15 protein-coding genes are annotated in these 19,644 nt (G+C 73.1%); 8 read left to right on the forward strand and 7 right to left on the reverse strand.

Translation table 11 applies throughout. The features are described from left to right. Position 1: 1 nt before the first annotated feature. The 4 genes from O7546_RS06790 to O7546_RS06805 all read right to left on the reverse strand — a co-directional run bounded on the left by O7546_RS06790 (position 2) and on the right by O7546_RS06805 (position 6,547). The gene (locus tag O7546_RS06790) at positions 2–2,476 is read right to left on the reverse strand and encodes an SMC family ATPase (protein WP_281600609.1); all 2,475 of its coding nucleotides are present in this window, start codon (positions 2,474–2,476) and stop codon (positions 2–4) included. After that, positions 2,476–3,624, reverse strand: coding sequence for an exonuclease SbcCD subunit D (locus O7546_RS06795; protein WP_269696382.1), 1,149 nt, complete (start codon positions 3,622–3,624; stop codon positions 2,476–2,478). The genes O7546_RS06790 and O7546_RS06795 overlap by 1 nt, the downstream gene beginning before the upstream one ends. An 11-nt stretch (positions 3,625–3,635) precedes the next feature. Next, a complete protein-coding gene (locus tag O7546_RS06800; RefSeq protein WP_043325613.1) occupies positions 3,636–5,384 on the reverse strand; it encodes an ATP-binding protein in 1,749 nt (582 codons plus the stop codon). 359 nt (positions 5,385–5,743) lie between these two features. Then, positions 5,744–6,547, reverse strand: coding sequence for a pyrimidine reductase family protein (locus O7546_RS06805; RefSeq protein WP_194803264.1), 804 nt, complete (start codon positions 6,545–6,547; stop codon positions 5,744–5,746). A 150-nt stretch (positions 6,548–6,697) separates the two neighbouring features. Here O7546_RS06805 and O7546_RS06810 point away from each other — a divergent pair, with 150 nt between their 5' ends. The 6 genes from O7546_RS06810 to O7546_RS06835 all read left to right on the forward strand — a co-directional run bounded on the left by O7546_RS06810 (position 6,698) and on the right by O7546_RS06835 (position 13,337). Beyond that, positions 6,698–7,243 (forward strand): plasmid pRiA4b ORF-3 family protein, encoded by a 546-nt coding sequence (locus tag O7546_RS06810; protein WP_194803263.1) that lies wholly within the window; start codon positions 6,698–6,700, stop codon positions 7,241–7,243. A 210-nt stretch (positions 7,244–7,453) separates the two neighbouring features. Beyond that, complete coding sequence (locus tag O7546_RS06815) at positions 7,454–8,773, forward strand: extracellular solute-binding protein (RefSeq protein ID WP_194803262.1); 1,320 nt, start codon at positions 7,454–7,456, stop codon at positions 8,771–8,773. A gap of 118 nt (positions 8,774–8,891) precedes the next feature. Further along, on the forward strand, positions 8,892–9,872 hold the full coding sequence (locus O7546_RS06820) for a sugar ABC transporter permease (protein ID WP_194803261.1): 981 nt from the start codon (positions 8,892–8,894) through the stop codon (positions 9,870–9,872). 105 nt (positions 9,873–9,977) lie between these two features. Beyond that, entirely contained in the window at positions 9,978–10,778 is an 801-nt protein-coding gene (locus O7546_RS06825; protein ID WP_030274682.1) for a carbohydrate ABC transporter permease, read from the forward strand. After that, complete coding sequence (locus tag O7546_RS06830; protein WP_269696383.1) at positions 10,775–12,208, forward strand: GH1 family beta-glucosidase; 1,434 nt, start codon at positions 10,775–10,777, stop codon at positions 12,206–12,208. The genes O7546_RS06825 and O7546_RS06830 overlap by 4 nt, the downstream gene beginning before the upstream one ends. Positions 12,209–12,290: 82 nt before the next feature. Next, positions 12,291–13,337 carry a LacI family DNA-binding transcriptional regulator gene (locus tag O7546_RS06835; protein WP_135238999.1) on the forward strand — a complete coding sequence of 349 codons (1,047 nt, stop codon included), beginning with the start codon at positions 12,291–12,293 and terminating at the stop codon, positions 13,335–13,337. A 22-nt stretch (positions 13,338–13,359) separates the two neighbouring features. Here O7546_RS06835 and O7546_RS06840 read toward each other — a convergent pair whose 3' ends face one another. Beyond that, on the reverse strand, positions 13,360–14,571 hold the full coding sequence (locus O7546_RS06840) for an acyl-CoA dehydrogenase family protein (RefSeq protein ID WP_194803259.1): 1,212 nt from the start codon (positions 14,569–14,571) through the stop codon (positions 13,360–13,362). After that, positions 14,572–15,645, reverse strand: coding sequence for a phosphotransferase family protein (locus tag O7546_RS06845; protein WP_281600610.1), 1,074 nt, complete (start codon positions 15,643–15,645; stop codon positions 14,572–14,574). It abuts the gene before it with no gap. A 150-nt stretch (positions 15,646–15,795) separates the two neighbouring features. On the opposite strand from O7546_RS06845, the gene O7546_RS06850 reads away from it, so the two are divergent. Together O7546_RS06850 and O7546_RS06855 are read left to right on the forward strand one after the other, a co-directional pair. Next, a complete protein-coding gene (locus O7546_RS06850; protein WP_194803257.1) occupies positions 15,796–16,500 on the forward strand; it encodes an amino acid-binding protein in 705 nt (234 codons plus the stop codon). Positions 16,501–16,580: 80 nt separating this feature from the next. Then, positions 16,581–17,669 carry a GNAT family N-acetyltransferase gene (locus O7546_RS06855; RefSeq protein ID WP_194803256.1) on the forward strand — a complete coding sequence of 363 codons (1,089 nt, stop codon included), beginning with the start codon at positions 16,581–16,583 and terminating at the stop codon, positions 17,667–17,669. 176 nt (positions 17,670–17,845) lie between these two features. Here O7546_RS06855 and O7546_RS06860 read toward each other — a convergent pair whose 3' ends face one another. After that, the gene (locus O7546_RS06860; protein WP_281600611.1) at positions 17,846–19,411 is read right to left on the reverse strand and encodes an aldehyde dehydrogenase family protein; all 1,566 of its coding nucleotides are present in this window, start codon (positions 19,409–19,411) and stop codon (positions 17,846–17,848) included. Positions 19,412–19,644 lie beyond the last annotated feature (233 nt).

A 19,644-nucleotide genomic window follows, 5' to 3' on the forward strand; every position in this document is an offset into this window, starting at 1 on the left:
GTCACAGGCCGGTCCGTTCCACGCGGGCCGTCCGCGCGTCCTTGCGGACCTCGAACCGGACCGGGATGCGCTCGGCCAGCGCCGGCACGTGGGTGACCACGCCGACCATCCGGTCGCCCCGGGCGGCCAGGTTCTCCAGCGTCGCCGCGACCGTGTCCAGCGTCGCCGCGTCGAGCGTGCCGAAACCCTCGTCCAAAACGATCGACTCCAGGCTGGCGGCGGTGGTGGACATGCCGGCGAGCTGCTCGGACAGCGCCAGCGCGAGCGCCAGCGACGCCTGGAACGTCTCCCCGCCGGACAGCGTCCGCACCCCGCGCCGCAGCCCCGCGTCGTGGTGGTCGACCACGAAGAACTCACCCTTGTCGTGCACCAGGTCGTACTGCCCGCCGGACAGCTCCCGCAGAATCCCCGACGCGCCGTCGACGAGCAGGTCCAGCGCCTCGGTGAGCAGCCAGCGCTCGAAGTTGTTCGCCCGCAGGTGCGAGGCGAGCGCCCGCGCCACCCGCGCCTCGTGCTCGTGCCCGGCCCGCTGTTCCCGCAGCTCGGCGGCCTGCTCGCGGCGCTCGTCGAGCCGGCGCAACTCCGCCTCGGCCCGCTCCACCGCCACCGCCACGTCGCGCGGCGCGTCCTGCGGCGCGTCCAGCCCGGCGGCGGTGAACAACGCGGCGATCCCGCCGGCGACCTCGGCCGCGGCCCGCTGCGCCGCCTCCACCGAGTCGGCCAGCCCGTCGCGGTCCGCGCGCCGCGCCCGCGCCTGCTCGCTCGCCCAGCCGGCCAGCGCCGTCCACGCCGCCGCCACGTCGTCCCGGTCGGCGGCCGGTGGCCCGAAGCGGGCCAGCCCGTCGCGTACCGCGTCGAAGTCACGCCAGGCCCGGCGCAGCCGCTCCTGCGCGGCGTCGAGCGAGCCCCGCGCCCGCCGGGCCGCCTCCCGGCCGGCCCGCACCGCGCCGGCCGCCTCCTCCAGCGCGGTCCGCAGCCGCGCGTGCTCGGCCAGCGACTCGCGCAGCCGCTCCGGCGCCGGCGCGTCCGCGAGCTGCTCGTCCAGCTCGGCCAGGCGCGCGCCGAGCTGGTCGTGCTGGGTACGCGCGCGCAGCAGTACCCGGTCGGAGTCACGCGCGGCGGTGTCGCGTTCCTGCACGACCCGCTTGGCCGCCTCGCTCGCCGCCCGCGCCGCCTTGCCCGCCTCGATCGCCCGGCTCACCGCCGAACCCTTCGGCACCGCCGGCACCGTGGTGACCGTCTGCTCGCACACCGGGCACGGCGCGCCGCCGACCAGGTGCGCCCGTAGCGCGACCGCCTGGTCGGCGGCCTTCGCGTCCTCGTGCGCGCGGAACGCCGACTCCAGCTCCGTCTCGGCCCGCTGCGCGTCCGCCCGCGCCGCCGCCAGCGCCGCGACCGCCGCGTCGTGCTCGGTCCGCGCCGCGTCCACCGCCGCGCGCACAGTCGCCGCCTCCGCGGTCAGCCGGTCCCGGTCCGCGTACGCCTTCAGGTGCAACCGCAGCGCGCTCTCGTCACCGGCGGCGGCCAGCTCCCCGCGCAGCTTCTCCTCACGCTCCTCGGCCAGCCCGACCGCGGCCGCCGCCTCGTCCGCGGCCACCCGGGCCGCCGCCACCGCCCGCGCCAGCTCGGCCGTGCCGTCCGGCGCCCGCACCCCGGCCAGCACACCCAGCTCGGCGTCGAGGGCGGCCAGCGCCGCGGCCCGCTCACCCGCCGTCGCACGGGCCCGCTCCCATTCGGGTACGGCGGCAGCGACCGCCGCGGCCAGTTCCCGCATCGCGTCCACCCGCTCCCGGGCGGCGGTCAGACTCTCGTCGTCGACGTCGGCGAGCCCGCCGAGCATCTTGTCGACCGTCTCCAGCTTCGCCTCGGCCTGCCCGGCCCGCTCGACCGCCTTCTTCTGCACCGACTCGTAGACGCCCAGCCCGAGCAGGTTCACCAGGATCTGCTGGCGGGTGGCCGGCTTGGCGTGCAGGAAGTCGGCGAACTGGCCCTGCGGCAGCACCACGCACGAGGTGAACTGCTCGTACGGCAGCCCCACCGCGTCCAGCACCGCCTGCTCCATCTCGGCCGGGGTGCCCGCCACCACCTCGCCCAGATCCTCCGGGCTGAGCCCGGTGTCGAGCTTGGTGACGTCGAACCCCGGCGGCATGAGCTGCAGACCGGCGTTGGCCGTCTTCACCGTGCCCCGCCCGTCGCGGCGGACCACCCGGGTCGCCACGTAGCGGTCCCCGGCGGATTCGAAGACCAGCCGGACCCGCGCCTCGGTGGCCGACGGCGCCAGCGCGTTCGCCAGCCCCCGGGCGCCGCCCCAGCGCGGCACCGTGCCGTAGAGCGCGAAGCAGATCGCGTCGAGCACCGTCGACTTGCCCGAACCGGTCGGCCCGACCAGCGCGAAGAAGTCCGCGTCGGTGAAGTCGACAGTCGTCTCGTCGCGGAACACCGTGAACCCGGCCATGTCCAGTCGCATCGGCCGCATCAGTGCTCCACCTCCTCGAGCAGCTCGTCGAAGAGCTCCCGGACACCCTCGTCGGCGTGCCCGCGGCTGTCCAGGTAGTCGCCGAACAACTCGCCCGGCGACCGGCCGGCCCGCTGAGCCGTCCGTGTCCCGCTGCCCGGCGCGGGCACCAGCTCCGGGTCGATCCGGATCTCCAGCGCCCGGGGCAGCAGCTCCTGCACCTCCTCGCGCAACCCGGCCCGGGGCTGCTCCCGGACGTAGACGCGCAGCCAGCCCTCCGGCGCCTCGATCTCGGCGAGCTGCGCGAGCGTGCCGCGTACCGTACGCAGCGGCACCGCGCCCGGCACCGGCACCTCGCGGATCCGGGCGGCGGTGGTGGCGGTCACCTCCACGATCGTCACCGAGCTGACGTTCTCCTGCTCGCCGAAGTCGACGGCGAGCGGGCTGCCGCTGTAGCGGATCGGGCACGGGCCGATGACCCGCTGCGAACGGTGCAGGTGACCCAGCGCCACGTAGTGCGCGTTGCCGGGGAAGACCGTGGCCGGAACCGCGTATCCGAGCACCGTGTGCGCGTCCCGCTCGCCGCCGCCGGTGCTCGCGCCGACCACTGTGAGATGCGCGGTGACCAGGTGCACGCGGTCCGGCTCGGTGAAGCCCTCGGCGAGGCGGTCCAGCACCCGGCCCAGGTGATCGGCGTACGTCTGGTTGGCCTCGGCCGGGGTGAGCGTGTACATCTCCACCGCGCGCACCGCGTACCGCTGGGACAGGAACGGCAGCGCGGCGACCCGCCAGCGCTCCCCGCCGGCGGTGACCCCGTCGACGACGTGCTCGTCCGGGTTCTCCCGGACGCTGCCGCGCAGCGTGATCCCGGCCGCCTCGGCCCACGGGCGCAGCGCGTCCAGCGCCGCGCCGTTGTCGTGGTTGCCGCCGATCGCCACCACGTCGGCGCCGGTACGCCGCAGCGCGGTGAGCGCCCGGGTGACCAGGCGGGTCGCCTCCGGGGTCGGCGCGGCGGTGTCGTACAGGTCACCGGCGACGATCACCAGGTCGGGCCGTTCGCGCTGGGCGATGTCGATGACCTGGGCGAGGACCTGCTTGTGCTCCTCCGCCCGGGACTGCCCCTTGAGGACCTTGCCGACGTGCCAGTCGGAGGTGTGCAGGATCTTCATCTGGGTGCCGCCTAGAACGGGATGTCGTCGTCGGAGGAGCCGGAGCCGACCACCGCGAACGGATCGGCGGCCTGCGTGATCGACCGTAGCGTCTCCGAGGGCGCACGGCCCGCCTCCGAGACCCGGGTGGCCCACGCCGGGAACGGGAACTCCAGGCAGAGCGGCACCGGGATGTCCGGCTGGTTGACGAACATCGTGCCCGGCTTGGCCAGCAGCGCCCGCTGCCGCTGGGCGGGCGGCAGGAAGCCGTACTCCGGGCGGGACGCCTCGGCCGGGTCGAGCCGGCCCACCACCCGGATCGCCGAGTTGGTGACGATCCGCCGTTCCACCTCGCTCGCGGTCTGCTGCGCGCCGACCAGGATCACGCCCAGCGAGCGGCCCCGCTCGGCGATGTCGAGCAGCACCTCCTTGATCGGCGACGAGCCCTCCCGCGGCGCGTACTTGTTCAGCTCGTCGAGCACGACGAACAGCAGCGGCTTGGCGGTGCCGGCCTTCTCCTTGCGCTCGAACTCGCTCTTGAGCGTCACACCGACCACGAACCGCTGTGCGCGATCCGGCAGGTTGTGCAGGTCGACCACGGTGACCTGGGCGCTCTCCGCGGTGTTGATCGAGTGCGGCCGGCGGGTCGCCAGGTCACCCCGGATCAGCCGGCCCAGGTCCTTCTTGCTGCCGATCAGCCGCCGGGCGAACGCGTTCACAGTGCCCAGCCCGACCGCGCTGCCGGCCCACTCGCCGCGCGTCTCGTCGTCGTTGAGCTGCTCGACCACGTGGTCGACCAGATCCGCGTACGAGCCGAGCCGCACCCCGTCGATGCTCACCCCGCCGTCGGCCGGCTGGGCGTAGCGGGCCAGGTGCGCGGCCACCGAGTGGACCACCATCGTGTACTGCTGGCGCTCGTCGTCCGCGTCGGCGAACACGTACGGCAGCAGGCGGTCGGCGCAGAACTCGGACAGCGTCCAGTAGAAGCTGTCCACCCCGGTGAGCCGGCTGCTCACATCCGGCGTGCCGGAGGAGTCGCCGACCCGCGGCGGGGCGTACACCCGCACGTCCGGGAACGCGCCGGCATCAAGGCCCAGTTTCGCGTACGCCGCCCGGGTCGGGTCGTCGAGCCGGCTGTTCGGGTGGTCGAGGAAGAGCAGGTCCTCGCCCTTCACGTTGAAGATCAGCGCCTTGGCGTTCACGGCGTCGCCGCCCAGCACACCGGAGCGGAACACCGAGTAGAGCAGGAACGTGGCGAAGCTCGTCTTGGTGGCGACACCGGAGATGCCGGAGATCGACACGTGCGCGCCCCGGGTGCCGTCGAGGAAGTCGGCGTTGAGGTAGACCGGCACGCCGTCGCGGCCCATCCCCATCGGGATCCGCCGCTCCATCCGGTCGAAGTGCAGCGCCCGCGCCCGCGCGTCACCCTCCGCCCGGTGCACCACCGCGCCCGGCGTCGGCGGCACGTAGAACTCCGGGTCGACCCGCGTGGTGGTCACCTCGGCCGCCTCCTGCACCTGCGCCGGCAGCGTGCCGTCGGCGATGGCGAAGACGTCGGAGTCGAACTGCGCCCCCTCGTGCCGGGCGCGCACCTGGGTCACCACCCCGGCGATCGTCACCGGCTCACGGTCGGGCAGGTCGCGGCGGGTCACCACCACGTCGTCGAGTTGCAGGTAGCTGCCCGGCGCGACGGCGGTCCAGAAGGTGAGCGGGGTGGCGTCGGCGGTGCCGAGCACCCGGCCGACACCCTCGCCGGGCCCGTCGAGCTGATCGTCGGTCATCGGCGGTCTCCGGTCGGCTGGTCGTACCGTTGGCGGTGCACGTCGTGCATCCTGCCCGAGGGATGCGACAGGTTGCCACGCGACGCGGCGGACGCCACGCCACCCGTGCGCCGAACGGTAGCCCCCCGAATCCGCCCGACCACGATGCGTGCGTTTCCTCCACGTTCGCCCGCCGCCCGCCGGACGTGTCGTTCCACTCGTCGCCTGCCCGTCCACGATCCGGCGACGCCGGTACGTGCCGTCCCGAGCAGCAGGAGTGGCGTCCCGCGTGTCAGGACGACGCGAAGATCTTGGTACGAAAGGGCCCTTATAGGGGCCGTTTGCTACCAAGATCTCGCGTGGCGCGTGCCGCGTGCGGGTCAGGCGGCGGGGGCGGAACCGGCGGGCGGGGTCTCGGCGGCGTCGCGGGCGTAGCGCAGCATCAGCACGCCGTCGCCGGCGGCCAGCACGTGCCGCAGCGGCAAGTGACGCGGGATGCTGGTGTCCCCGGCGGTGATCCGGCCCGGACCGGCGCCGGCGAGCAGCGGCGCCACGGTCAGGCACAGTTCGTCGACCAGGTCGGCCGCCGTGAGCGCGCCGAACAGGTGCGGGCCGCCCTCGCAGAGCAGTTGGTCCAGCCCGCGCCGCCGCAGCTCGGCCAGCCCGGCGGCGAGATCGACCCGCCCGGGCGCGTCGGCGTGGCCGGTGCCGCAGCGGACCACGTCTGCCACGTCGGTCAGCCCGGGCGGCGGTTCGGCGCCGGGTTGGGTGAGCACGATCGGCCGGACCGGGGCGTCGGCGAAGGCGGCCTGCGCCGGGTCGAGGTCGAGCGAGCCGGAGACGACCACCAGCGTCGGGAACTCGGCCAGCCCGTGCTGGCGCCGCCAGGCCCGGCGTTCCGGGCTCAGCCGGACCGCCCGGTAGCCCTCGTGCCGCAGCGTGCCGGCGGCCACCACGAGGCCGTCGCAGAGCATCCGCAGCAGGCCGAAGACCCGCTTGTCCGGCTCGCCGGACAGCCCGGCCGAGTATCCGTCCAGAGTGACCGCGCCGTCGGCGCTGGCGACGAAGTTGACCCGCAGGTGCGGGCGGGCCGCGCGGCCGTAGAGCGCGGTGAGCTGCGGATCGGTGAGCGCACCGGTGACGGGTGCGGGCCAGATCCGTTCGATCGGGGTTCCGACGGTCATTCGCCGGCCGGACCGGTGACCGGCGGGGTGGGTTCGGGGGTACGGTGCTGGCAGTCGCACCACTTCCGGCCAGGACAGTCGTCGTGCCGCCGTTCCCGGCAGGCTCGGCAGATCATGCAGGCAGCCTATGCCCAGGAAGGACGGGACGTCGTGTCGCGTCAGATCTTCCAGCTCATGGTGTCGCTGGCCGGCGTCCGGCCGCCGGTGTGGCGGCGGGTGCTGGTGCCCGGCGGCTACACGCTGGACCGGCTGCACCGGGTGATCCAGCACGCGATGGGCTGGCGCGACTGCCACCTGCACTCGTTCGACGTCGACGGCCGGCAGTACGGCGAGCCCGACCCGGACGGCGAACTGTCGCTGCGCGACGAGCTGGACGTCCGGCTGGACGCGCTGGTGGGCAAGGGCGATCGCTTCCGCTACACGTACGACTTCGGTGACTGGTGGGAGCACGACCTGGTGGTGGAGGACTGCTGCGCCGCCGACCCGGACGAGCGCTACCCGCTCTGCCTGGACGGGGAGCGGGCCTGCCCGCCGGAGGACGTGGGCGGCCCGGGCGGATACGCGGTCCTGCTGGCCGCGCTCGCCGACCCGGCGCACCCGGAACACGTGACCATGCGCGAGTGGGCCGGCCCGGCTTTCGAACCGGCCGCGTTCGACCCCGACCGCGCCACCGTCCTGCTGCGCCGCTGCTGCTGACCTGAACCCCGAGCCACCTCCGCACCGCCGACGCGGTAACGAAATGGGAACGCTCCCAACGGTCTATTGACACCCCTGTCACCTCCCGGCAACCTCATGGGAGCGCTCCCGAGAGTGGTGCGGATCTCCCTCCTGCCCGCTCCGGCCCGCGCGACACGCACCCCCCACCACACAGCAGATATCGCCTCACCACCGAAAGAGGGGTCTCGGATGAGCGTCCCAATCCGTCGTCGGCGCTTCGCGGCCATCGCGCTCGCGTCCGTCGTCGTGCTCGGCACCACCGCCGCCTGCGGCGACGACTCGGACAGCGGCGACAGCGGCAGCGGCGGCGGCCCGGTCACGCTGGTCGTCGATGTCTTCGGCGACCAGGGCTTCGGCTACGAAGAGCTGTACAAGCAGTACGAGGCGGAGCACCCGAACGTCAAGATCCAGGAGCGGGGCAAGGGCCTCGGCCTCGGTGACTACAACACCCGCCTCACGCAGCAGATCACCGCGGGCTCGGGCGCCGGCGACGTGGTGGCCCTGGAAGAGGGCACGATCGTTCAGTTCTACGCCCAGGCCGACAAGTTCGTGAACCTCGCCGACCACGGCGCGAACGACCTCAAGGGCAACTTCCTGCCGTGGAAGTGGGAGCAGGGCACCACCCCCGACGGCAAGGTGTTGGGCCTCGGCACCGACGTCGGCTCGATGGCGCTGTGCTACCGCAGCGACCTGTTCAAGGCCGCCGGGCTGCCCACCGACCGCGAGCAGGTCGGCGCGCTCTGGCCGACCTGGGACGAGTTCATCGCCACCGGCCAGAAGTTCGCCGCCGCCGACAAGAAGCACAAGTTCGTCGACTCGGCGACCAACTTCTACAACGTGGTGCTGATGCAGGTCGCGGGCCAGGGCACCGGCTACACGTACTACGACAAGAGCAACAAGATGGTCATCGACCAGAACCCGGACGTGAAGACGGCGTACGACCTCACCACCAAGATGATCGCCGCCGGGCTGTCCAACAACCTCCAGTCGTTCTCCAACGAGTGGAACGCCGGCTTCAAGAACGGCACCTTCGCCACCATCGCCTGCCCCGCCTGGATGACCGGTGTCATCAAGGGCCAGGCCGGTGACGCGGCGGCCGGCAAGTGGGACATCGCCAAGGCGCCGGGCGCCGGTGGCAACTGGGGCGGCTCCTTCCTCGGCGTGCCGAAGTCGAGCAAGCACCAGAAGGAGGCCGCGGAGCTGGCCAAGTTCCTGACCAGCGCCAAGGGTCAGATCGGCGCGTACAAGGCGGTCGGCAACCTGCCCTCGAACCCGCAGGCGCTCACCGACCCGGCCGTGGCCGACTCGACCAACGACTACTTCAGCAAGGCCCCGGTCGGCAAGATCTTCGCCGCCGGTGCCACCGACCTGAAGCCGGTCTACCTCGGCCCGAAGAACAACGCGGTCCGCACCGCGGTGGAGAACAGCCTGCGCGCCGTGGAGCAGGGCAAGTCGGCCGGCGAGCAGTGGCAGACGGCCCTCAAGAACGGTGCGGCCGCCGGTAAGTAACCGGTTGAGCCGCCCGCGGGTGGCGTCGGCAGCCCGGCTGCCGGCGCCACCCGCGGTGCCCGCAGAGTCCGGCGTCGCCCGTGTGGCGGGTGACGCCGGCCGAGGAGAAGGACTCCCCATGAGCCTCGACCTGCACGCCGCGGCGCCGCCCGAACCCGGCCCGCCGCGCGCCGCCCGTCACTCGCGCCGCCGTGCCGCCTCACTGACGCGCCTGGACCTGAAGTACTCGCCGTACCTGTACGTCCTGCCGTTCTTCGTGATCTTCGCCGTGTTCGGCGTGTACCCGATCGCGTACACGGTCTGGATCGCGCTGACCGACCGGTCGCCGCTGAACTCGACGATCTCGTTCGTCGGGATGGACAACTTCGTCGAACTGATCACCGAGGACCCGCAGTTCTGGAACGCGGTGGTCAACACGTTCGGCATGTTCCTGCTCTCCACGGTGCCCCAGCTGCTGCTGGCGCTGATGCTCGCCAATGCGCTGAACCGGAAGCTGCGCGCGCAGACGTTCTTCCGGATGGCCATCGCGATGCCGATCATCACCTCGACCGCTGTGGTCGCGCTGATCTTCTCGATGATCTACGCGAAGGACTTCGGCCTGGTCAACTGGCTGCTCGACAGCGTCGGCCTGGACCCGATCGACTGGCGGGCGAATCGCTTCGCGTCCTGGTTCGCCATCTCCACCATGGTCGACTGGCGCTGGGTCGGCTACAACGCGCTGATCTACCTGGCCGCCATGCAGTCGATCAGCAAGGACATGTACGAGGCCGCGGCGCTGGACGGCGCCTCCCGGCGGCGCCAGTTCTGGTCCATCACGGTCCCGCAGCTGCGCCCCACGATCATCTTCACGCTGATCATCTCCACCATCGGCGGCCTCCAGCTGTTCACCGAGCCCCTGCTGTTCACCAGCGGCTCGGGCGGTCTCTCCGGTGGTTCGGAGGGCCAGTTCCAGACCATCACGATGTACCTGCTCGACGTGATGAACCAGCGCTTCCGGTGGGGCTACGCCGGGGCGGTCGCGCTCGTGCTCTTCGTGCTCATCGCGTTGATGTCGGCGATCAACTACCTGCTCGCCCGCCGCATCAGCTCCGACAAGTGAGGTGACGAGATGACGACCACCGCCGTCCGCCCGCCCACCCGGCAGAGTCCGCCGGTCAAGACCGCCCACCGCGCCGAGCGGCTCTGGAAGGCCAGCCCGCTCACCATGATCGGCCTGATCTTCGGCGTGCTGCTGTCCCTGTTCCCGTTCTACTGGATGATCGTGATCGCCAGCCGGACGAACGACGCGGCCAACTCCTGGCCGCCGCCGTTCCTGCCCGGCGGCAAGCTCGGCGAGAACATCGAGCGGGTGCTCGCCAACAGCGACGCCAACATCGTCAAGGGCCTGATGAACTCGTTCCTGGTCTCCGGGACGATCACCGTCGCGACGGTGTTCTTCGGCTCGCTGGCCGGCTTCGCGTTCGCCAAGCTCCGCTTCCGGGGCAAGAACGCGCTGCTGCTGATCATCCTCACCTCGATGATGGTGCCGATCCAGCTCGGCGTGCTGCCGCTGTACATCCTGATGGCGAAGCTCGACTGGCTGAACACCATGCCGTCGGTGACCGTTCCGTTCCTGATCGGCGGCTTCGGCATCTTCATGATGCGCCAGTACGCAGAGCAGGCGGTACCGAACGAGTTGATCGAGGCCGCCCGGGTGGACGGCTGCTCCACCTGGCGGGTGTACTGGCACGTGGTGGCGCCCGCGCTGCGTCCGGCCGCCGCGGTGCTGGGCCTGCTGACCTTCATGGAGCAGTGGAACCAGTTCTTCTGGCCGTTCGTGGTGCTGGCGGACCCGTCCAACCCGACCGTCCAGATCTCGCTGCGCAGCCTCAACACCGCCTACTTCGCCGACAACTCGCAGATCTTCGCCGGTACGTTGATCGCGACCCTGCCCCTGTTCGTCGTGTTCGTTCTGTTCGGCCGCCAGATCATCGGCGGCATCATGGAAGGCGCCGTCAAGTCGTGAGCAACCCAGCAAGCCCGCCCGCCGTCGGTCTCCTCGACGCCGGTCCGGCCCTGACCTTCCCGCCGGACTTCCTCTGGGGTGCGGCCACCGCCGCGTACCAGATCGAGGGCGGGGCGACGGAGGGCGGCCGTACCCCGTCGATCTGGGACACCTTCAGCCACACCGAGGGCCGGACGGTGGCCGGGCACACCGGCGACGTGGCGTGCGACCACTACCACCGGATGCCTGATGACGTGCGGCTGATGGCCGACCTGGGCCTGCGGTCGTACCGCTTCTCGGTGAGCTGGCCGCGGGTGCAGCCGGGCGGCACCGGCGGGGTCAACCAGGAGGGCATGGACTTCTACCGCCGGCTGGTCGACGAGCTGCTCGGCCACGGCATCGAGCCGTGGCTGACGCTCTACCACTGGGACATGCCGCAGCCGCTGGAGGACGCGGGCGGCTGGCCGGCCCGGGACACCGCAGCCCGCTTCGCCGAGTACGCCCACCTGGTCGCCGAGGCGCTCGGTGACCGGGTGAAGTACTTCACCACGCTGAACGAGCCGTGGTGCTCGGCGTTCCTCGGTTACGGCTCCGGCGTGCACGCGCCGGGCCGCTCCGACGGTGCGGACGCGGTCCGGGCCGGGCACCACCTGATGCTCGGTCACGGCCTGGCCGTGCAGGCGGTACGCGCGATCCGCCCGGACGCGCAGCTCGGCATCACCGTCAACCTGTACCCGGTGACTCCGGCGAGCGGGTCGGCGGCGGACGCCGACGCGGCCCGGCGGATCGACGCGCTGGCGAACCGGTTCTTCCTGGACCCGGTGCTGCGCGGGTCGTACCCGGCCGACCTCGTCGCGGACCTGCGTCAGGTCACCGACATGGGGCACGTGCGCGACGGTGACCTGGCGACCATCTCCACGCCGCTGGACATGGTCGGGATCAACTACTACAGCCGGCACGTGGTGGCCGCGCCGGTCGAGGGCGCGGAGCCGGAGCCCTACTGGCGGGCGCCGTCCTGCTGGCCGGGCAGCGAGGACGTCCGGTTCGTCACCCGGGGTGTCCCGGTGACCGACATGGACTGGGAGATCGACGCGCCGGGCCTGGTGGAGACGCTGGAGCGGGTCCACCGGGAGTACACCGACCTGCCGCTCTACGTCACCGAGAACGGCTCGGCGTTCGTCGACGAGCTGGTCGACGGCCGGGTGGACGACCCGGATCGGCTGGCCTACTTCTCCGCCCACCTGCGCGCGGCGCACGCCGCGATCGAGGCCGGTGTGCCGCTCAAGGGCTACTTCGCCTGGTCGCTCCTGGACAACTTCGAGTGGGCCTGGGGCTACACGAAGCGGTTCGGCATGGTCTATGTCGACTACGACAGCCAGGCCCGGATCGCGAAGTCCAGCGCCAGGTGGTACGCCGACGTGATCCGACGCAACGGACTGCCCGCACAATAAGCTGGGCCAGCCAGTAACGGGCGGCCCGGCGCCGACGCCTCAATCGGTGCCGGGTCCGCCCGACCGTCGGAGGAGCACAACGATGACAACGCAGCGCACCCGCTCGCTCGGGCGCCCGACCCTCGACGCGGTCGCGGCCCGCGCCGGCGTCGGGCGCGGCACGGTCTCCCGCGTGGTCAACGGCTCGCCGCAGGTCAGCCCGGAGGCCCGGGCCGCCGTCCAGCAGGCCATCGCCGAGCTGGGGTACGTGCCGAACCGTGCCGCCCGTGCGCTGGTCACCCAGCGGACCGACTCGGTCGCACTGGTCGTGTCCGAGTCGGGGGAGCGGGTCTTCACCGAGCCGTTCTTCGCGGCCATCGTCCGGGGCGTCAGCTCCGGGCTGGTGGAGACGCCGATGCAGCTCTGGCTGGCCATGGTGCAGTCGCCGATCGAGCGGGAACGGGTCGAGCACCACCTGACCAACCAGCACGTGGACGGCGTACTCCTGCTGTCGCTGCACGACGCCGATCCGCTGCCCACGCTGCTGGAGGAGCGCGGCCTGCCGACAGTGCTCGGCGGCCGTCCGGCGCGGATGCTGCACCCGAACGCGCAGCCGGCGTGGTTCGTCGACATGGACAACGTCGGCGGCGCGCGGCAGGCGGTCGAGCACCTGTTCCGTCAGGGCCGACGGCGGGTCGCGACCATCGCCGGCCCGCAGGACATGGGCGCCGGCCTGGCCCGGCTCTCCGGCTACCAGGAGGCCGTGCGTGCGTCCGGCAGCCGGGTCGATCCGGGCCTGATCGCGTACGGGGACTTCAGCGAGGGCAGCGGCACCGCGGCCATGCGCCGGCTGCTCGACGTCTGCCCGGAACTGGACGCGGTGTTCGTCGCCTCCGACCTGATGGCGTTCGGCGCGTTGCGCGCGTTGCGCGAGGCCGGCCGCCGGGTGCCCGAGGACGTGGCGGTGATCGGCTTCGACGACGCCCCGATCGCGCGTCAGGCCGAGCCGCCGCTGACCACCGTGTTCCAGCCGGTGGAGGAGATGGGCCGGCAGATGGCCCGGCTGCTGGTCTCCCGCATCCGGGGCGAGGAGGTCCCCTCCCCGCACGTGCTGCTGGACACCGAGCTGATCCACCGGGCCTCCGCCTGACCCACCCCGGCGGGGGAGCCGGTCAGGACCAGCGGCGCAGCTCGCGGCGGGCCAGCGAGGCGCGGTGGACCTCGTCGGGGCCGTCGGCCAGGCGGAGCGTGCGGGCCGCCGCCCACAGCTCGGCCAGCGGGGTGTCCTGGCTGACCCCGGCTCCGCCGTACGCCTGGATGGCCTTGTCGATCACCCATTCAGCCATCAGCGGGGTAGCGATCTTGATGGCCTGGATCTCGGTGTGCGCGCCCTTGTTGCCGACGGTGTCCATCAGCCACGCGGTCTTGAGCACGAGCAGGCGGGCCTGCTCGATCCGGACGCGCGATTCGGCGATCCACTCACGGACCACGCCCTGCTCGGCGAGCGGGCGGCCGAACGCGACCCGGTCGAGCACGCGCCGGCAGAGCAGCTCCAGGGCCCGCTCGGCCATGCCGACCAGGCGCATGCAGTGGTGGATCCGGCCGGGGCCGAGCCGGGCCTGGGCGATGGCGAACCCGGTGCCCTCCTCGCCGACGAGGTTGTCCACCGGCACCCGGACGTCGGAAAAGTCGATCTCGGCGTGCCCACCGTGCGGGGCGTCGCTGTAGCCGAAGACCCGCATGCCGCGGCGTACCGTCACGCCGGGGGTGTCCCGGGGGACCAGGATCATGCTCTGCTGGCGGTGCCGGTCGGCGTCCGGGTCGGTCTTGCCCATCACGATGAAGATCTCGCAGCGCGGGTCCATCGCCCCGGACGACCACCACTTGCGGCCGTTGATGACGTAGTGGTCGCCGTCGCGGACGATCCGGGTGGCGATGTTCGTCGCGTCCGAGGACGCCACCTCCGGCTCGGTCATGCAGAACGCGGACCGGATCTCACCGGCGAGCAGCGGCATGAGCCACTGCTTGCGCTGCTCCTCCGAGCCGAACTCGGCCAGCAGTTCCATGTTGCCGGTGTCCGGCGCGGCGCAGTTGAGCGCCTCCGGGGCCAGGTGCGGGCTGCGGCCGGTCAGTTCGGCCAGCGGCGCGTACTGGAGGTTCGTCAGCCCGGCGCCGTAGCGGGCGTCGGGCAGGAACAGGTTCCACAGCCCGCGCTCCCGCGCCTGCGCCTTCAGCTCCTCCATCACCGGCGGGCGGGCCCACGGGTCGCCGGCGGCGGCCACCTGCTCGTGGTGCACCGGCTCGGCCGGGTACACGCACTCGGTGAGGAACGCCTCCAGCCGCTGCCGCAGCTCGACCGTCCGGTCGTCGTACGCGAACTCCATCTAGCTCTCCCTCACCGCGTGCAGCCCGTGTGCCACGAGCGGCGCCACCATGTCGCCGATCCGGTCGAAGCCCTCGCCCAGCGTCTGCCCGAGCGTGTGCCGGTAGTGGATGCCCTCGCAGATCACCGCGAGCTTGAAACAGCCGAGCGCCACGTGCCAGTGCAGCGGGCCGACGTCGACGTCGCTGCGCCCGGCGTACCGCTCGATCAGTTCGGCGCCGGTGGGGAAGCCGGCCCGCGGCCCGATGCCGTCGGCGACCGGGTTGCCCTCGCCGTGGTCGCTGTCGCCGAGCACGTCCCAGTACGTCAGCAGCAGCCCGAGGTCGGCCAGCGGATCGCCGAGCGTGGCCATCTCCCAGTCGAGCACCGCCCGCACCGCCACCGGGTCGACGGTGGCGAGCAGGTTGTCGAGCCGGTAGTCGCCGTGCACGATCCGGCCCGCGTTCGCGCCCTCGGGCACGCTGGCGGCCAGCGCGTCGCGCAGCTCGTCGATGCCGGGCAGCGGCCGGCTGCGGGACCGGTCGAGCTGGCCGGCCCAACGGCGTACCTGCCGGGCCAGGTAGCCCTCCGGGCGGCCGAAGTCGGCCAGCCCCACCTCGGCCGGCTCGACCCGGTGCAGCGTGGCGAGCGTGTCCATCATCGCCACGGCGAGGTCGCGCCGCTGGGCGGCGGTGAGCGCGTCGGTCTGCTCCCGCCGTCGGTAGACCTCGCCGTCGACCTTCGCCATCAGGTAGAACGGCGCGCCGATGACGCTCTCGTCGGCGCAGAGCAGCAGCGCCTCCGGCACCGGTACGCCGGTCGGCGCGAGCGCCGAGATCACCCGGTGCTCGCGGGCCATGTCGTGCGCGGTGGCCAGCACGTGCCCGAGGGGCGGCCGGCGCAGCACCACCTCGCGGTCACCGGCGCGCAGCAGGTAGGTGAGGTTGGACTTGCCGCCGGCGATCAGCCGCGCCGACAGCGGCCCGCTCAGGTCCGGCCGGTGGACGGCCAGGTGGGCGGCGAGCCGGTCGAGGTCGAGCCCGCGGGGGGCCGGACCGGTCGAGGGCGCGGCGACATCGGCGGCCGGATCGGTCATCCGATTAGTTGATGGCAGCTCAGCTTTGTTGTCAAGGTCGGGTTTTCCCGGCGGGACATGCCCTTGCAACAGGGGCGAAATGGTCAACCGGCAGGCTGGGCCCCAGCCTGCCGGCCGCTCGGCCGGCCCGCCGAGCGGAGGGGATCAGACATGCTGCTGAGAGTTCGGGTGACCCTGCCGGACCGTCCGGGCACGCTCGGCCAGGTGGCCCGGACACTCGGCGTATCCGGCGCGGACATCGTGCAGGTGGTGGTGCTGGAACGGCTCGGCGGCCGGGCGGTGGACGACTTCACGGTGGTCTGGCCGGGTGCGGCGCGGGTGGAGCGGATGCTCGCCGGGCTCGCAGCGATCCCCGGCGTCCGGGTGGACGGGGTGTGGCGGGCGATCGGCGCGCCCACCACCACCGGGCAGGACGCCGAACTGCTCGCCCAGGTGGCGGCGAACCCGGTCGACGGGGTGGCGACGCTCGTCGACGCGGTGCCGGGGCTGCTCGCCGCGGACTGGGCGGTGGTCGCCGTCGTACCCCTGGACTGGGCCTCGCGCAGCGGCGAGGCCGGCGTCGCCGCCATCGGACATGCGAGCTGGCGGGCGCCGGTGCCGCCGCGGCTGCCGGAGGTGACCCCGCTGCGGGCGCGCGCCATGACCAGCCCGGACGGGCACCACTACGCGGTGGCGCCGTTCGGCCGGGCCGGGCTGGTGCTCGTGGTCGCCCGGGACCACAGCGAGCCGCTCGCCGCCGCTGGGTTCCACTCCACCGAGGTGGACCGGCTCGCCCAGCTCGTCCGCGCCAGCGCGGTGATCCTCGGCGACCGGCTGGACCTGGTCGGCACGCCGCCCGTGACCACCGTCACCTGACCGGACGGCCCGCGTCACCCCGGGGCAACGGGCCCGCAACAGGCGCACGGCATGGTCGGTGCCGAGGAAGGGAGACAACCATGGCGCTGTGGCGGATCCGAGCCACCGTGGACGACCGGCCGGGCTACCTGTCGGTGCTCACGGCGAGCCTCGCATTGCGCGGGGTCAACATCCTCAGCGTGCAGGTGCACACCACCGAGGCCGGCGCTGTCGACGACTTCCTGGTCGACGCGCCCGAGCAGGTGACCGAGGCGGAGCTGCGGGCCGCCGTGGAGCGGGGCCGGGGCCGGGACTGCTGGATCGCGCGCAGCGGGGCGCGCGGGCTGGCCGACGAGCCGACCCGGCTGCTCGGGCTCGCCGGGCGGCTGGTGCGTGACCCGGAGGCGACCGGCGAGGTGCTGCGGACCCTGCTCGGCGCCGACACGGTGACCTGGCGTCCGACGCCCGCCGCCGCGCCGGGCGGGGTGGGCGGCACCACGATGGTGCTCGCCGACCCGGCCGGCGGCGCGCACGAGCTGCACCGCCGGGAGCCGAGCTTCACCCCGGCCGAGTACGCCCGCGCGCAGGCCCTGGTCGAGTTGGCCGCGACGCTCGCCCGGCGGGACGCCGACCGGATCACGCTGGTGCTGCCGGACGGCGGTGAGGTGTCGGTGCGGGCCGCGACCGCCGAGGACGTCCCCGGCGTACGCGACCTGCACGCCGCCTGCTCGGCGCGCAGCCGGCAGCGGCGCTACCTGAGCGGTGCGGCGGACCCGTCGCCGGCCCGGCTGCGCCGGCTGCTGGAACCGGCGCGGGGCGTGACACTGCTCGCCACGGCGGGCTCCGGCGGGGCGGCGGAGCCGGTCGTGGCGATGGCGAACCTGCTCGGCGAGGGCGACGAGGCCGAGGCGGCGCTGCTGGTCCGCGACGACTGGCAGCGGCGGGGCCTCGGCTCGGCGTTGCTGCGCCGCCTGGTCGGCCACGCCGACCGGGCCGGCTACGCCGCCGTGCTGCTGCACGTGCAGTCCGAGAACACGCCGATGCTGCGGACGCTGCGCCGGCTGGACCGGCCGGTGGCGATGGAACGCGACGGCAGCGTGCTGACCGCGACGCTGCCGCTGGCCCCACGGCCGCGAGTCGAGCCCGCCGCGCGGGCCGAGGTGACGGTGCCGGCGCAGCGGTCGAGTTGAGCTGACGGCCGCCGGCCGGATCCCGGAGGTGCGCCGCAACGGCGCGGCACACCCGAGGGGTACGGCCCGGACGGCCGAAACCGGCGCGGTCACGCGCCACAGGGGCCGACCTCCGATACGGGGGACGGTGACACGGCGGGGCTCCCGATGCGGGGGCCCCGCCCGTCTGTGTGCGATCAGGTGGCCGGGTAGCTGCTGTAGTCGGGGAAGTTGCCGTAGAGCCGGCCGTCACCGCCCACAGTGACCGCCTGCACGAGCAGGTCGCCGCCGACGAACGCGCCCTTCCAGGACGCGCCCCGGCCGCCGAACGGCTCGTCCCGGTCGCCCCGGGAGCGCGGCTTGTTGATGCCCACCTTGAACGCCTGCAGGTCCACCGCCAGCTTGCCGGCGAGTTCCTCGTCGTCGCAGGCGAGCGACGCGACGAGCGCGCCGTTCGAGGCGTTCATCTGAGCCAGCAGCTCGTCGGTGGTGTCCACCACGACGATGGTGTCGACCGGGCCGAACGGCTCGGCGTGCATGAGGCGGGACCGGCCGGGCGGGGCCAGCAGCACGGCCGGTGCGACGTACGCGGACGTGTCCTGCCCGTCCAGGAACGGCGCGCCGTCCAGCTTGCCTCGATGCAGCGGCACGGCACCGCCGCGTACCGCCTCGTCGACCTTGCGCCGCAGCTCGTCGGCCTTGGCGGCGCTGATCAGCGGCCCGAAGTCCAGCTCGGGCAGCGGGTCGCCGGCCGACCAGTCGTCGCCGACGGCGAGCGGGTGCCCGAACCGGATCGAGCGGACAACCGGCAGGTACATGTCGAGGAACTCGTCGACCAGGTCGCGCTGGACCACGAACCGGGGGTACGCGGTGCAGCGCTGCTTGCCGTACTCGAAGCCCTTGCGCAGGTGGGCGGCGAGCGAGTCCCACTGGGAGAAGTTCCAGATGCCCCAGGCGTTCAGGCCCTCCTGCTCGATGAAGTGCCGCTTGTCGCAGTCGAGCAGCGCGGCGGCGACCTTGCCGCCGTTGGAGCGTCCGCCGACGAACGCCACCGCGCCGATCTCCGGCGCGCGGACGAGTACCTCGGACAGTTCCTCGCCGCTGCCGGACAGCAGCGTGGCGGGCAGCCCGGCGCGGCGCATCAGCGCGTGCGCGACGGTGAGGCAGACCGCGCCGCCCTGCGACGGCGTCTTGGCGATGACCGCGTTGCCGGCGAGCAACTGCACCAGCTCGGCGTGCACCAGCACGCTCATCGGGTAGTTCCAGGAGGCGATGTTGCTGACCGGGCCGGGCAGTGGCTCCCGCCCGTCGGCGAGCATCCGCTCGATCTCCTGCACGTACCAGCGCACGCCGTCCAGCGCGCGGTCCACGTCGGCGCAGGCCAGCCGCCACGGCTTGCCGATCTCCCAGACCAGCAGCAGGGCGAGCAGGTCGCGGTGTGCGGTGAGCGCGTCGAGGGCGTCGGTGACCCGGGCGACGCGCTCGGCCAGCGGGGTCCGCGCCCACTCCCGGTGCGCGTCGGCGGCGTGGGCGACGGCGGCGCGGGCCGTGTCGGCGTCGAGCCGGGCGAGGTTCACCAGAACGGTGTTGTCGACAGGGGTGCGTACGGCGGTGGGCGTGCCGAGCGCCCGCCAGTCGCCCTGGACGAGGTTGTGCAGCGTGGTGGTGCCGTCGGGGCCGGTGCCGAACGCCTCGGGCGTGGCGGCCACCGCCCGGGCGAGGGTGTCGGACCAGGAGGTGCCCTCGGCGAGTCGTAGAGCCATCGCGATCTCCTCAGTGTCGTCCGGGGAGCGGCGGCGTCGATGGCACCGCAGGTGAGGCGTACTGTCCCGCGGGCCGAAGCGGCCGGGCAACCGTACGCTCGTATGCCAGGACGGCCGCGCCGCCGGCGACGCTCTCGCGGGCGCATTCGCCACCGTGGCGATGCCGCTGAGCTGGGACCGAACGCGCTCGATATCGAGCTCGATCGATGGTGTGATCCAGCTCCCGATGGTTA

The organism is Micromonospora sp. WMMA1976, assembly GCF_027497335.1.
GTDB lineage: Bacteria > Actinomycetota > Actinomycetes > Mycobacteriales > Micromonosporaceae > Micromonospora > Micromonospora aurantiaca.